Genomic DNA, 12,804 nt, shown 5'->3' with positions numbered 1-12,804 from the left:
GGTCCCGCCGATACTCTTGGATCGTGAAATCAACTTTCACACAATGAAAGTACCTGAGAGAGGCGAGGGACCGCAAGTGGACGATTGGCTGGGCCTGCGCGGCTCCCGCGTGCTCGTGCTCGGCGCGGGCGGGATCGGCGCGGAGTGCGTCCGCGGCTATCTGGACGCGGGCGCCGCCGTCACCGCCGTCGACCGCGACCCCGCGCGGCTCGACGCCCTGCCCCCGGGCCCCGGCGGGACGAAGCCGCACACGCTCGCCGCCGACCTGACCGAGCCGGGCGCGGGAGCCGCCGCCGTCCGGCACGCGGTGGAGGCGATGGGCGGCCTGGACGTCCTGCTGCACTGCGTCGGCGTCAACGACCGGCGGCCGATCCTGGAGTTCACCGAGGACGAGTGGGACGGCATGCTCCGCACCAACCTGTCCACCGCGTTCGGCGCGGCGCAGGCGGCCGGCCGGCACATGATCGAAGCCGGTGGCGGGCGGCTGGTCTTCCTGTCGTCGGTGTCGGGGCATCTGGCGCACAAGAAGCACGGGCCCTACGCCGCGTCCAAGGGCGGCATGAACCAGATGATGCGGGTGATGGCGGCCGAATGGGCGTCCCACGGGGTGACGGTGAACGCGGTCGCGCCCGGCTACGTCGAGACGCCGCTCACCGCCGAGTACCTCGCGCGGCCCGGCGTCCGCGATGATCTGGTGCGCCTGGTCCCCGCCGGGCGGCTGGGCACGGCGGCCGAGGTCGTCGGCCCGATCCTGTTCCTTTCCTCGCCGCACGCGTCGTTCATGACCGGTCACGTCATGTACGTCGACGGTGGCCGCACGCTGGTCTAGGAGGACCCATGAGCACGGAGCAGAAGATCTTCCCGCGGTTCGCCGGGAAGACGGTGCTGGTCACGGGGGCCGGCACCGGGTTCGGCGCCGAGATCGCCGTCCGCGCGGCGCAGGAGGGCGCCAAGGTCGGCGTCCACTACAACAGCTCCAAGCAGGGCGCGGAGCGGACGGCCGAGCGCGTCCGGGAGGCGGGCGGCGAGGCGTTCGTCGTGCAGGCCGACATCGCGTCGTGGGACGCGATCCGCGGGCTCGCCGACGAGGTGTTCGCGCAGGCGGGCACGCTGGACGTGCTCGTCAACAACGTCGGGGACGTGGCGACCGAGCAGATGTCGTGGCGGCAGCTGACGCAGGAGTCCCTCGACCGCGTCATCGACGTGGACGTCAAGGGCACGCTGCTGATGACGCACGAGTTCGGCTCCCGGATGCTGGAGCAGGGCCACGGCTGCATCGTGAACATCGGCTCGACGGTGGTCGTGCGGGGCAGCGCGCGGGCCCCGCAGTACGCGGCCGCCAAGTACGGGCTGCTCGGCATCACCAAGTCCTACGCGGCGGCGTTCGCGCCGTCCGTCCGCGTGAACACGTTCGCGCCCGGGTTTATGGAGACCGGCGCCACGCTGGAGCGCGAGGACTGGAAGTCGGGACGCCGCGAGAAGCTCATCGCGCAGACGCCGATGGGCACGATCCCGCCGCCCGAGGTGGTCGCGGGCACGGCCCTGTTCCTCGCCACCGAGGACGCGTCCCACATCACCGGCGCGTACATGCTCGCCGACGGCGGCTTCAACATGGTGGGCGCCTGATGAAGCTGATCACCTTCGACGAGGGACGGGTCGGCCGGCTGGACGGCGACGACGTCATCGAATTGGACGTCCCGTCCACGCGGGCGTTCTTCGAGCGCGGCGGGACGGCCGCCGAGACCGGGGAGCGGCTGAAGCTCGCGGACGTGCGGCTCCGCGCGCCCATCCGCCCGAAGAAGTTCTTCCACACGGCAGGCAACTTCGCCGACCACCACGAGGAGCTGCAGGCGGTCAACTGGTCGCACCCGGTGCACAAGGGCATCGTGTTCTTCCAGAACGTGGACGCGATCATCGGCCCGGACGACCCGATCGTCTACCCCGAGCACCTCACCCGGGAGCTGGACTACGAGCTGGAGCTGGCCGTCATCATCGGCAAGCCCGGCAAGTTCTTCGGGCCTGACGAGGCCCTGGAGCACATCGCGGGGTTCACGGTGTTCAACGACATCACGGCCCGCGACATCCAGCGCCGCGAGATGGAGTCGGGCGTCTTCTCGTTCAGCAAGGCGATCGACACGTTCTGCCCGATCGGGCCGTGGATCGTCACCGCCGACGAGATCGACGACATGCAGAACCTCGCGATGCAGTTGCGGGTGAACGGCGAGACCCGGCAGACGGGGCACACCAAGCAGATGCGCGTGTCGATCCCGCACCTGGTGGCGTACCACTCGCCGCAGACCTACAGCGCGGGCGACATCATCACCACCGGCACGGTCTCGGGCGTCGCCGCCGTCCAGCCGGACCCGTTCGACTTCTACCTGCGTCCCGGGGACGTCGTGGAGGCCGAGATCGAGGGCGTCGGGACGCTGCGCAACCCGGTCGTCTCCTGGCGGGACGCCTACGGCGAGCCCGCGCCGGAGAGGGTCGACTGGTGAGGCTGGCGAACCTGGCCGGGCGTGCCGCGGTCGTCGTCGGGGACGTCGCGGTCGACGTCGCCGACGCCGCGGACGGCCGGTTCTCCGCCGACCCCCAGGAGGCGTTCGCCGACTGGGACGCGTTCCGCTCCTGGGCCGCGTCGCTCGACTCGGCGCGAGGCAGGCCGTTCGACCGGGCGGACCTCGGCCCGCCGGTGCCCCGGCCGCGCCAGGTGTTCGCGATCGGCGTCAACTACGCGGCGCACGCCAGCGAGGCCGGGTACCCGCCCGACACCGCGCCCGTGACGTTCACGAAGTTCCCGAGCTGCCTCGCCGGGCCGGTGTGCGAGGTCGCGCTGCCGTCCGACACGGTGGACTGGGAGGTCGAGATGGTGGTGGCGGTGTCGCGGGAGACCGCCGCCGTCCGCCGCGAGGACGCCTGGGACCACGTCGCCGGGATCATGCTCGGCCAGGACCTGTCCGAGCGGACGTCGCAGCTCGCCGGGGCGAAGCCGCAGTTCAGCCTGGCCAAGTCGTACCCGAACTTCGGCCCGACCGGCCCGTGGCTCGTCACCCCGGACGAGTTCGCCGACCCGTCCGACCTGGCGATCTGGTGCAGCCTGTCCGGGGAGACGGTGCAGGAGGCGCGCACCTCCTCGATGATCTACGACGTGCCGGAGCTGCTCGTCCGGCTGTCGCGGGTCTGCCGGCTGTTCCCCGGCGACCTGGTGTTCACCGGGACGCCCGCCGGGGTCGGCAACGCCCGCTCGCCGAAGCGCTTCATCCGTCCGGGCGAGGTGCTGGTGAGCCAGCTGGAGGGCGTGGGCGGCCTCACCCAGCGGTTCGTCGCGGGCGGGACGTGATGGAGGTCCGCGCGGGCATCGAGTACGCCGACCGGGTCGGCTACCGGCCGCTGCTGCTGGACCTGTACCTCCCGGCGGCGGGCCCGGCGCCGGTGGTGCTGTTCCTGCACGGCGGCGGCTGGCGGCGCGGGTCGCGCCGCGACTTCGGGCACGCGTTCGCCGGATGGCGGCCGTCCCCGTTCGAGCGCCTCGCCCGCGCCGGGTTCGCGGTGGCGGCCGCGGACTACCGGCTGTCGGGCGAGGCGCGCCACCCCGCGCAGCTGGAGGACGTCCGCTCCGCCGTCGGCTGGCTGCGCTGCAACGGCGGCGAGTACGGCTTCGACGGCGCGACGGTCGTGGCGTGGGGCGAGTCGGCGGGCGCGCACCTGGCGGCGCTCGCCGCGCTCACCGGGCCCGGGATCGCCGCCGTGGTCGGCTGGCACGGCGTGTACGACCTGGCCGCGATGCCGGCCGGCGGCGCCCCCGGCTCGCGCGAGTCGCTGCTGCTCGGCGCCCCGGTGCGGGACGCGCCGTCCCTCGCGGCGGAGGCCAGCCCGGTCGCGCACGTCCACGGCGGCGCCCCGCCGTTCCAGCTCTGGCACGGCACCGCCGACCGGATGGTGCCGTGCGCGCAGAGCGAGCGGATGGCCGCGGCCCTCCGCGCGGCGGGCGCGCAGGCCGAGTACCGCCCGGTGGACGGCGCCGGCCACCTCTGGCAGAACGTCCAGGACGTGACGGCGATCTTCGAGGAGTCCCTAGCATTCGCCCAGCGCGCCCAGCGCGCCCAGCGCGCCCGGCGGGTCAGCGCACCCCGAGCTGGCGCGACGGCGACGCCGGCTCCCGGTCCCGCCTGACGGTGAGGAAGCCGATGAGCGCGGCGAGTGCCGCGACCAGTTCACCGGCCAGGCTGATCGTCTTGTCGGCGTACCACTGCGGGTCGTACATGCGGGGGATCGGCCCGAGCTGCCCGAAGTCGACGAAGTAGTACAGCAGGACGGCGCCGGCGGCGCTCGCGGCGACGAGGAACGCGATCGCGTACGTCCATCGCCGTGCCCACGCCAGCACCAGGACGGCGGCGACGGCCGCGGCGATCGCCTGCGCGCGGAAGAGGTCGTCCCCGGGGATCACGTCGTCCGGGGTGTTCGGCCCGGGGGCCATGTCGGGCGCGAAGCGCCAGTGCACGACTGCGTCGGCCGCGAGTCCGGCGGCCACGAGTAGACGAAGAACAATGCCCATAACCATGGCACGGTGATACCGCGCCGCCGGATCAACGGGATGACACCTTTTCTCCAGGGATTTCTCCCTGGTTCTCGCGGCCCCGGTAACGGACGGGTGGCAATACCGCTAACGGACATGGCCCGGCCGGTGAACTGTGCAAGGCAAGGTCCCGCAGCGCCGTCCGGGAGATCACGACGGCGGGATCCGCGCCATAGAGTTGCCTGGTAAACGCGTTCCGAAGGCGTCCGACGGTAGAGGGCCCATGAGGCAACCCCTGGTCAGTGTGATCGTGCCGGTGTACGACTGCCGGGGCACGGTGGGCCGGGCGCTGGAGTCGGTCTTCACGCAGAGCCTCCCCGCCGGGCGCGTCGAGATCATCGCGGTGGACGACGGCTCCACCGACGGCGGCGCCGAGCTGCTGGACGGCCTCGCCCGCGACCACGAGCAGCTGACGGTGGTCCACCAGGCGAACTCGGGCGGCCCCGGCGCGCCGCGCAACCGGGGGCTGGAGCGGGCGTCCGGCGAGTACGTGTTCTTCCTGGACGCCGACGACCGGCTGGGCCCGGAGGCGCTGGAGCGGATGACGGCGATGGCCGAGCGCAACGGCACCGACATCGTGCTCGGCCGGCAGGTCGGGACGGGCGGCCGCAAGGTGCCGAGGGTGTTCGGCCGGACGATCGAGCGCACCCACGTCCTCGACCCCGGGTGCGACCTGTTCCCGCGCATGTCGCTCGCCGCGCTCCAGCTGTTCCGCCGGTCGCTGGTCGAGCGGGCGGGGCTGCGGTTCACCGAGGGCCTGCTGTCGCACGAGGACCAGCTGTTCACCACCGGCGCCTACCTGCACGCGAGCGGGGTTTCCGTCCTCGCCGACTACGACTGCTACTACTGGGCCGCCCGGGAGGACGGCACCAGCAGCACGCAGGTCGGCGGCGCGCCCACCGCCGCCGTCCACGAGATCGCGGGGCGGGCGATGGCGCTGGTCGCCGCGCACACCGAGCCCGGCGAGACGCGGGAGCGGCTGCACTACCGCTTCCTGCAACTGGAGGTGTTCGGGCGGCTCGAACGCGGCTACCTCGGCGCGTCCGCCGAAGAGCGCGCGACCGCGCTGGCCGGGGCCCGCGAGCTGCTCGACGCCTGGCTCACACCGGGGCTGGCGGCCCGCTACGAACCGCACCGCCGGGTGCTCGCGCACTGCGTCCGGCACGGCCTCACCGAGGAGATGGAAGAGGTCCTGCGGTTCCACCGGAGCGGGGAGCGGCCGAGCGTCCTGCTGGAGGCGGGGCGCGCGTTCGCCCGCTACCCCTACTTCCGGGACGCCGCCCTAGACGTCCCCGACGCCTGCTACGAGACGGTCCCGGTACTGCGGTCCGCGCTGGACGGCATCGCCTGGGAGGGGCCCCACCTGACGGTCACCGGGACGGTCGTGATCCGCGACGCCGACCAGGGGACGCCGGACGTCCACCTGGTCGTGGAGAACGGCGACGGCGTCCGCCACCGCATCCCGTGCACGACCCGGCCGGGCGAGCCGGCCGGCGACGGCGGCGCCACCGCGTTCACCGCCGCGTTCCGCCCCGCGCCCGCCTCCTGGCCGGACGGCCACTGGACCCTCGGCGTCGAGGCCGCCCTCGAAGGCCATGTGCTGACCGACGCGCTGACCAAGCCGAGCGGGATGGCGGTGCCGCGCGCCGGGCTCGTCGAGGCGGCGGGCCGGTGGCGGCTCGTCCGGCCGCGCCCCGGCGGCGGGCGCGGCCCGCTCGCGCTGGACGTCGGCGGCGGCCTCACCGTCGCCGACCTGGGCGGCGTCGAGCTGGTCCAGCGGTCGGGGCGGCGGCTGCGGGTGCTGTGCGAGCCGCCGCCGGTGCTGGCCTCCGCCCCGCCGCCGGGGATGAGCGTGCTGCTCCGCCGGGCCGGCGACGACGGCGTGCTCCGCACCCCGCTGGTGACCGACCCCGGCCGGCCCGACCGCCGGTTCGCCGACCTGCCGCTCACCGGCGTCCGGCCCGGACGCTGGCGCGCGTCCATCGAGATCGACGGCGTGGGCGGGCCCGTGAAGGTCCGCGTCCCGGACGGCGGCGGCCCGCTCCGGCCGATGACCGCGTCCCTGCTCCCCCCGCGCCGCGCGCACGTGCGGCTCGACCTGGACCCGGTGACCGTGCACGTCACGGTGCCGCTCGCGGCGCGGCTGCGGCGGCTGCGGCGCAGGGCGGCGGCACCGTCTCCGCCCGAGGCACCGGGCATCGACCAGAACCTTGAGGAGGGCAGCGCATGACACCCCGCATCACGCCGAGCGCCCAGGTCGATCCGAGCGCGAAGCTCGGCGACGGCACCACCGTGTGGGACCTCGCCCAGATCCGCGAGAACGCCCGGCTGGGCTCGGGCTGCATCGTGTCGCGCGGCGCCTACGTCGGCGCGGGCGTCCAGATCGGCGACAACGTGAAGCTGCAGAACCACGCGCTTGTCTACGAGCCCGCCGTGCTGGAGGACGGCGTGTTCGTCGGCCCGGCCGTCGTCCTCACCAACGACCGGGAGCCCCGCTCGGTGGACCCGGACGGCACGCTGAAGCGCGGCGGCGACTGGGACGCGGTCGGCGTGCACGTCGCCGAAGGCGCCTCGCTCGGCGCCCGCAGCGTGTGCGTCGCGCCGGTCCGGATCGGCCGGTGGGCGATGGTCGCGGCGGGCGCTGTCGTCACCCGGGACGTCCCCGACTTCGGCCTGGTCGCGGGCGTGCCCGCGCGGCGCGTCGGCTGGGTCGGCCGGGCCGGAGCGCGCCTGACCGAGGGCCCGGACGGGACGTGGGAGTGCCCGCGCACCGGCGAGCGCTACGTCGAGAAGCCCGCAGCGGACGGCGCGACCGTCCTCACCGAGGCGCCCTGAGCGGTCAGGGCTTCGCGTCCAGGGCCCGGTCCTGCCGGGTCGTCACGACGATGTCCGGGTGCAGGCGGGCGAGCCGGCGGCCGAGCGGCACCGACGTGCGGTCCATCACGACGACGCGGGTGAGCCGGGCGGGGTCGAGGCCGCGCAGCACCCGCCGCCGCGCGATGCGGGCCAGCAGCATCGGCCGGACGTGCCGGTAGAACGGCACGAACAGCCGCCGGTGGACGCCGACGGACAGCCGAGTCCGGGCGGTGTCGAGCCGGGCGCCGGGGCGGCCGAGCCCCGCCACCGGCCGGACGATGACGCGCGGCATCCGGGTGACGATCGTGTGCTCCAGCCAGGGCAGCGGATGCCGGGCCTCCGCCCGGTCGAGCCGGTGCAGCCGCACCCGCCCGTCCAGTTCGTCCCAGCCGTCCGGTTCCGCCGTCACCAGGTCGACCTGCGCGCCTTCCTCGTCCACGAAGTGGCCGGCCAGGCCGATGATGCGCTTGTACTGGCGCCGGGCGGGGACGCTCGGCTTCGGGTCCATGGCGAGCCGAGGATCCAGGGCCAGGACGAGCACCCGCGGAGCCCGCGCGTCGCCGTTCACCGCGAACCACCCCGTCCCGCCATGCCGCGCCTGCGCGCGGCCAGTTCGGTGAGCCGCGCGATGAGCGGCTCCAAGGTCACGTTCCGGGAGAAGCGGCCCGCGTACTCGCGGGCCTCGGCGACCTGCGGCCCGTCCAGCCCGGCCGCGGCCTTCGCCGCCGCCGCCATCGACACGGCGATGTCCGCCGGGTCGAGCCCACCCGGGTTGAACCAGAGCGGGTAGCCGCGGAGCAGCTCCTCCGCCGCCGACCCCGGGGTGTGGACGGACACGATCGGCCGTCCCGCCGCCATGTACTCGAAGATCTTCCCGGAGGTGACGTAGCGGCCGCCGCCGTTGAGGAACACCAGGACGTCGGAGTCCCGGTAGACGCCGGCGAGGTCGGTCTTGGAGACCGGCCCCCGGTAGCGCACTCCCGGCGCGAGCACCGCGTCGTCCTCGGCCGCCTCCCCGCCGCCGCCCGCATCGCCGCGCCCGGCGACGGCGGCGGCGAAGCGGTTGCGGAGCACCTTGACGGAGCCCTTGAAGAAGCCGAAGTACCCGTAGAAGTCGAGGGACGCGTCCACCATGTCGGGGTGTTCCCGGGCGCGGCAGAACCCCTCGACCAGCTGCTCGATGGGCTGCTGGTCGGTGACGGTGCCGACGTAGGTGAACCGGGGCGCGTGCCGCCCCGCCGCCGCCCCGGCCGCGTCGCGCGCCGCCGGGGGCGGCTCGGCGATGCTCGGCAGCGTGTCGGCGTCCCACCCGTTCAGGACGGTCATCATCCGGTCGGCCGCGTGCGGGTGCCGCTCCGCGTGCCAGGCGCGCTGCGCGTCGTTGACGAACAGCGAGTTCGCCGCCGACCCCAGCACCCGGCTCTCCCACCGCCAGGCGGGATGCCCGTCCTCGAACCTCGGCTCCTCGGAGAACTGGTCGAGGGTCCAGGAGTCGCGGTAGTCGATGATGTAGGGGGTGCGGGTCAGCTTGTGGAACAGCCAGGCCGCACCGAACGAGGCGAACGGGTTGCCGGTCGCGAGCACGACGTCGAACCTGCGCCGCGCGTGCATCCGCAGCGCCCGCCGGACACTGGCCCGCGCCCAGGACGCGTAGTGCTCCGGAAAGACGTGCTCCTGCCCCCACGTATAGAGCGACTGCGCCAGGTACGGAAACCTCGCCCGGAACCCGCTGTACTCGCGCAGGTCCGTCTCCCAGACGAATCGGTTCAGGCTGGGCCGCACCAGCCTGACGCGCGGGTCGACGGTGTCCATCAGCTTGTCGTCGACCGAGCCGATCGTGTCGTAGAGGAACGGCAGCGGCGCCGCGAACACCGTGACGTCCCAGCCCAGCTCGACGAGCCGGTTCGCGGTCGCCCGCGGCCGGTACACGCCGCTCGCGCGGGACGGCGGGAAGTAGAAGGCGAGGTACAGCAGGCGCGGGCGCCGCTCGCTCGGGCGTCCGGCCGGGCGTTCAGTCATGGGATCGTCCTCCGGCGATGGTGTAGGCGGGCCGCGCTCCCGCGTCCGCGATCACGTCCGCCAGCTCGGACACGGCCGCCAGCGACTGCGGGTCGCCGATGACGACGAGGTCCACGGACCGGCCGCGCAGCAGCTCGCGGTCGACGATCCGGCGGCGGATCACCGCGGGGTCGCGCCGGGGGCGGCGGGCCAGCCACCGGTCGACGGGACGGGCCACGCGGGCGCGGAACCCGGCGTTGAGCCGGTCGCCGACCCCGCGCAGCGGGCCGGGAAAGCCCACCCGCAGCACCAGCCGCGGCAGCCGGTACAGCAGCAACCGCTCCGGCGCCGGTCGGTAGCGGCGTTCGAGCGCGGGCAGGTCGACGGTCTCGACGCCGTCCGGGAGCGGCTCCTCCGCCCACGCGGACGCCCTCCCGACGACCACGGTCGCGGTGCCGCCGTCCGCGCGGACCCGCGCGCACTCCCGGACGACCGCGGGCCGCCGGGTGCCCCCCAGGGCCACGAACACGACGTTCACCGTCCCCCTCCCTCGCCGGGGTCCTCCCCGAACCAGTGCCGGTGGTGCGCCCCGGCCACCGCGCCGTACCCGAACCGCTCGTCCAGGACGGCGCGGGCCTTCGGCAGGTCGAGGCCGTCCGGGAAGCGGCCGCGCAGGCGGCGGTAGCCGGCGGCGATCGAGCCGGGGTCGTCCTCGACGGCGATCATTTCCCCGGCGGCGTCCGCTATGCCGGCGAGCGTGCGCTCGGGGCCGCCGCAGCGCGTGACGAGCACCGGCGTCCCGGCCGCGACCGCCTCGATGACCGTCATGCCGAACGTCTCCCACCGGGCCGGGTGGACGAGCAGGTCGTGCTCGCGCATCAGCCGCGCGGCCTCGTCCGGGGCGACCGCGCCGGGGAACGCCACCGCGTCCTCGACGCCGAGTTCGGCGGCCCGTTCCGCGAGCCGCGCGCCGAGCACGCCCGTCCCCGCCATCGTGAGCGTGAGCGCGGAATCCTCGGCGCGGCACACGGCGAACGCCTCAAGCAGCGGCTCGACGCCCTTGCGCTCGATCAGGGCGCCCACGTACAGCCAGCGGCGCAGTTCCGTGGCGGGACGCGGCCGGGGCGCCGCGAACGACACCGGGTTCGGGAGGGTCTCGATCTTGCGGGCGGCGTCCGGGAAGGCGGCGGCGAGCTTGTCGCGCAGCACGTCCGTCACCGCGAAGAAGCCGGTGCACCGGTCGAGGACCTGCGCGTACAGGTCCCGCGAGTCCGGCTGGGCGAGGACCTTGTCGATGAAGGACGCGTGCTCGGTGACGAACACCCGCGCGTCCGGCCGGGCGTTCTCCAGGGCCGTCCAGCCGCCGCGCAGCCCGACGTGCGCGTGGACGACCGGCGCCGGGATCGGCTCCCCGCGCAGCGCCTCCCGCAGCCACCGCGCGTGCTCGCGGGCCAGGTCCGCGAAGGTGTACTCGGGGACCGTCGGCACCGGGACGCGCAGCAGCCGGGCGCCCGCGACCGTCGGCTGCGGGCGCAGCGCGACGGGCAGGAGCCGCCGGTGCGCCGCCCGCGCCGCCTCCACCTCCGCCGCCGGCTCCCGCATCAGCCACGCCTCGGTGTGGTAGACGGTGACGTCGCCGCAGCCGGGCGCCGTGGCCTCCACCATCATCTGGACGAACGTTCCGGCCCACTCCTGCAGCGGGTTGGGGTACCAGGGGGTGACGACGGCGACGTCCGCGCCGTCCGCTCGCTGCGCCATCAATCCTGGCTGGCCACGAGGCGGTCGGCGGGCGGCTCCGCGGCGGCGGCCGGGGACGGGCCGCGCCGCGCGGCGGACGGCAGCAGCCCGGTGTAGACGGCGTCGAGGATCTCGGCCTGCGCCTCCCACGTCCAGTCGCGGAGCAGGTCGGGCCGCTCGCCGTACACGTCGCGGTACCGCCCCGGGTCGGCGAGCACCGCCTTCACGGCCCGCACGTAGTCGTCCAGGTCCTCGGCGCGGAAGACCTCGCCCTGCCCGGTCTCCCGCACCATGCCGCCCATGGCCCGGACGTCGCTGACGACGATCGGCAGCCGCGCGTGCGAGTACTCGAAGAACTTCGTGATCAGCGCGATCTCGTGGTTCGGCCAGTGGTGGATAGGGATGACGCCGAGGTCGGCCGCCGACAGGAACTCCACGACCTGGTCGAACGGCACGTACGGCAGGACGTGCAGCCGGTCGGCGACGCCGAGCCCGGTGGCGCGGGCGAGCAGCCCCCGCATGTACTCGGACCGCGGCGTGGCGACGACCAGCGCGACGTGCAGCCGCGGCAGCCGCGGCAGCGCCTCGATCACGATGTCCAGGCCGCGCTGCACGGACGCGCTGCCGCTGTAGACGGCGATCGGGACGTCCGGCCCGACGCCGCACAGCTCCCGCATGTCCGGAACCGGGCCGGCGCTCGTCGGCTCCCCGCCCGTGATCGGGGCGTTGAGGACCACGGTCGGCTCGTCCCGGAGCCCGTGCCGCTCGACGAGCAGTTCGCCGAGGGCCGCCGAGACGGTCACCACCGCGTCCGCGTCGCCCGCGTACTCGCGCTCGTGCGCGCACATCGCGGGATGCCAGCGCGGCCCGGCGCCCCAGGGCCGGATGCCGGGCAGGAACTCGTGCGCGTCCCACACGAGCTTCGCGGCCCGGCCCTTCGCCCGCGCCCGCCGCACGGCCCGCGCGCCGACCCCGAGCATCCGGAAGTCGTTCGCGTGGACGATGTCGGGTTCGAGCGCGTCGATGATCTTCCCGTACGCGCTGTCCCAGTCCCACAGGTTGCGGTCGAGGACGCGCCAGGCCCGGTCGCCGAGGACCGCCTGCCAGAACCTGATCGGGAGCCGCTCCAGCGGCGCGTGCGGGTTCTCGCGCGCCGCGCTGAGCGAACCGGTCTGCCGCACGCGCAGCGCGACCCACCGCGACTGCGTCTTCGCCGTGACGCGCCGCGCCATCAGCCACGCCTTGCGCACCGGGCCGCCGCCGGGCGCGAGCCTGGACGCGGCGAGGTCGGCGCGGCGGGACTGGACGAGCCGCCGCCGGTAGTCCGCCACGCTCGGATGCCCGTACGCGAGCGGGCGGCGGAGCGTGGCGCGCAGCACGCCGTGCCGGTCCCGCAGGAGCGTGTGCTGCAGCGGGACGAGCCGCACGTGCGCGCCGCCCAGCGTCCAGGAGCGCCGCCGCCTGCTCGGCGCGGCGCAGCCGAGCAGGTGCACCTCCCAGCCGGCCCCGGCGGCCGACGCCGCCGCCTTCTGCACCCGGGAGTCCCGCTCGACGTCGTTGTCGACGAGCATGACGATGCGGCCGCGCGACTCCCCGGCCGCCGTGTCGTCTTCGTTCTGCATGCGATGCTCCAGTCGGTG

13 protein-coding genes are annotated in these 12,804 nt (G+C 74.6%); 7 read left to right on the top strand and 6 right to left on the bottom strand.

Annotated features, from left to right (window positions below):
- The first annotated feature begins 76 nt into the window (after positions 1-76).
- From ACGFI1_RS18500 to ACGFI1_RS18480, 5 genes are read left to right on the top strand one after another with little or no spacing between them, the layout of a single operon-like run.
- Positions 77-829 carry an SDR family NAD(P)-dependent oxidoreductase gene (locus ACGFI1_RS18500; protein WP_392786565.1) on the top strand — a complete coding sequence of 251 codons (753 nt, stop codon included), beginning with the start codon at positions 77-79 and terminating at the stop codon, positions 827-829.
- An 8-nt stretch (positions 830-837) separates the two neighbouring features.
- Complete coding sequence (locus ACGFI1_RS18495) at positions 838-1,626, top strand: SDR family NAD(P)-dependent oxidoreductase (RefSeq protein ID WP_392786563.1); 789 nt, start codon at positions 838-840, stop codon at positions 1,624-1,626.
- Positions 1,626-2,495: a fumarylacetoacetate hydrolase family protein gene (locus tag ACGFI1_RS18490; protein WP_392786560.1), complete on the top strand. Its 870-nt coding sequence runs from the start codon at positions 1,626-1,628 to the stop codon at positions 2,493-2,495. Before ACGFI1_RS18495 ends, ACGFI1_RS18490 begins: the two co-directional genes overlap by 1 nt.
- Positions 2,492-3,337: a fumarylacetoacetate hydrolase family protein gene (locus ACGFI1_RS18485; RefSeq protein WP_387070930.1), complete on the top strand. Its 846-nt coding sequence runs from the start codon at positions 2,492-2,494 to the stop codon at positions 3,335-3,337. Before ACGFI1_RS18490 ends, ACGFI1_RS18485 begins: the two co-directional genes overlap by 4 nt.
- Entirely contained in the window at positions 3,337-4,170 is an 834-nt protein-coding gene (locus tag ACGFI1_RS18480) for an alpha/beta hydrolase fold domain-containing protein (protein ID WP_392786558.1), read from the top strand. The genes ACGFI1_RS18485 and ACGFI1_RS18480 overlap by 1 nt, the downstream gene beginning before the upstream one ends.
- On the opposite strand, the gene ACGFI1_RS18475 is transcribed toward ACGFI1_RS18480, so the two are convergent.
- Positions 4,118-4,528, bottom strand: coding sequence for a hypothetical protein (locus ACGFI1_RS18475; RefSeq protein WP_138637100.1), 411 nt, complete (start codon positions 4,526-4,528; stop codon positions 4,118-4,120). The genes ACGFI1_RS18480 and ACGFI1_RS18475 overlap by 53 nt on opposite strands.
- 268 nt (positions 4,529-4,796) lie before the next feature.
- On the opposite strand from ACGFI1_RS18475, the gene ACGFI1_RS18470 reads away from it, so the two are divergent.
- Together ACGFI1_RS18470 and ACGFI1_RS18465 are read left to right on the top strand one after the other, a co-directional pair.
- Positions 4,797-6,803, top strand: a complete 2,007-nt coding sequence (locus ACGFI1_RS18470; RefSeq protein WP_392786556.1) for a glycosyltransferase family 2 protein — start codon at positions 4,797-4,799, stop codon at positions 6,801-6,803.
- Positions 6,800-7,408, top strand: coding sequence for an acyltransferase (locus ACGFI1_RS18465; RefSeq protein WP_387070920.1), 609 nt, complete (start codon positions 6,800-6,802; stop codon positions 7,406-7,408). The genes ACGFI1_RS18470 and ACGFI1_RS18465 overlap by 4 nt, the downstream gene beginning before the upstream one ends.
- Positions 7,409-7,412: 4 nt before the next feature.
- Here the strand turns inward: ACGFI1_RS18465 and ACGFI1_RS18460 are convergent, their stop codons facing one another.
- The 5 genes from ACGFI1_RS18460 to ACGFI1_RS18440 are packed head-to-tail and all read right to left on the bottom strand — an operon-like array spanning position 7,413 to position 12,786.
- Entirely contained in the window at positions 7,413-7,997 is a 585-nt protein-coding gene (locus ACGFI1_RS18460; RefSeq protein ID WP_392786554.1) for a hypothetical protein, read from the bottom strand.
- Positions 7,994-9,448 (bottom strand): glycosyltransferase, encoded by a 1,455-nt coding sequence (locus ACGFI1_RS18455; RefSeq protein WP_392786552.1) that lies wholly within the window; start codon positions 9,446-9,448, stop codon positions 7,994-7,996. Before ACGFI1_RS18455 ends, ACGFI1_RS18460 begins: the two co-directional genes overlap by 4 nt.
- Positions 9,441-9,965 (bottom strand): hypothetical protein, encoded by a 525-nt coding sequence (locus ACGFI1_RS18450; RefSeq protein ID WP_392786550.1) that lies wholly within the window; start codon positions 9,963-9,965, stop codon positions 9,441-9,443. Before ACGFI1_RS18450 ends, ACGFI1_RS18455 begins: the two co-directional genes overlap by 8 nt.
- The gene (locus ACGFI1_RS18445; protein WP_392786548.1) at positions 9,962-11,185 is read right to left on the bottom strand and encodes a glycosyltransferase; all 1,224 of its coding nucleotides are present in this window, start codon (positions 11,183-11,185) and stop codon (positions 9,962-9,964) included. The genes ACGFI1_RS18450 and ACGFI1_RS18445 overlap by 4 nt, the downstream gene beginning before the upstream one ends.
- Positions 11,185-12,786 (bottom strand): glycosyltransferase family 4 protein, encoded by a 1,602-nt coding sequence (locus tag ACGFI1_RS18440; protein WP_392786546.1) that lies wholly within the window; start codon positions 12,784-12,786, stop codon positions 11,185-11,187. The genes ACGFI1_RS18445 and ACGFI1_RS18440 overlap by 1 nt, the downstream gene beginning before the upstream one ends.
- Positions 12,787-12,804: the final 18 nt, after the last annotated feature.

It is taken from the genome of Actinomadura geliboluensis (genome assembly GCF_043197915.1).
Classification (GTDB): Bacteria; Actinomycetota; Actinomycetes; order Streptosporangiales; family Streptosporangiaceae; genus Spirillospora; species Spirillospora geliboluensis.
Note: the sequence above shows the minus strand (reverse complement) of the source record. Positions and strands in the feature narration are given on the sequence as shown.

Excerpts from the sequence above, each read along its gene's own strand:
- ACGFI1_RS18495 (WP_392786563.1), top strand. The coding sequence starts at position 838 with ATGAGCACGGAGCAGAAGATCTTCCCGCGGTTCGCCGGGAAGACGGTG.
- ACGFI1_RS18490 (WP_392786560.1), top strand. The coding sequence starts at position 1,626 with ATGAAGCTGATCACCTTCGACGAGGGACGGGTCGGCCGGCTGGACGGC.
- ACGFI1_RS18480 (WP_392786558.1), top strand. The coding sequence starts at position 3,337 with ATGGAGGTCCGCGCGGGCATCGAGTACGCCGACCGGGTCGGCTACCGG.
- ACGFI1_RS18470 (WP_392786556.1), top strand. The coding sequence starts at position 4,797 with ATGAGGCAACCCCTGGTCAGTGTGATCGTGCCGGTGTACGACTGCCGG.
- ACGFI1_RS18465 (WP_387070920.1), top strand. The coding sequence starts at position 6,800 with ATGACACCCCGCATCACGCCGAGCGCCCAGGTCGATCCGAGCGCGAAG.
- ACGFI1_RS18455 (WP_392786552.1), bottom strand. The coding sequence starts at position 9,448 with ATGACTGAACGCCCGGCCGGACGCCCGAGCGAGCGGCGCCCGCGCCTG.
- ACGFI1_RS18445 (WP_392786548.1), bottom strand. The coding sequence starts at position 11,185 with ATGGCGCAGCGAGCGGACGGCGCGGACGTCGCCGTCGTCACCCCCTGG.
- ACGFI1_RS18440 (WP_392786546.1), bottom strand. The coding sequence starts at position 12,786 with ATGCAGAACGAAGACGACACGGCGGCCGGGGAGTCGCGCGGCCGCATC.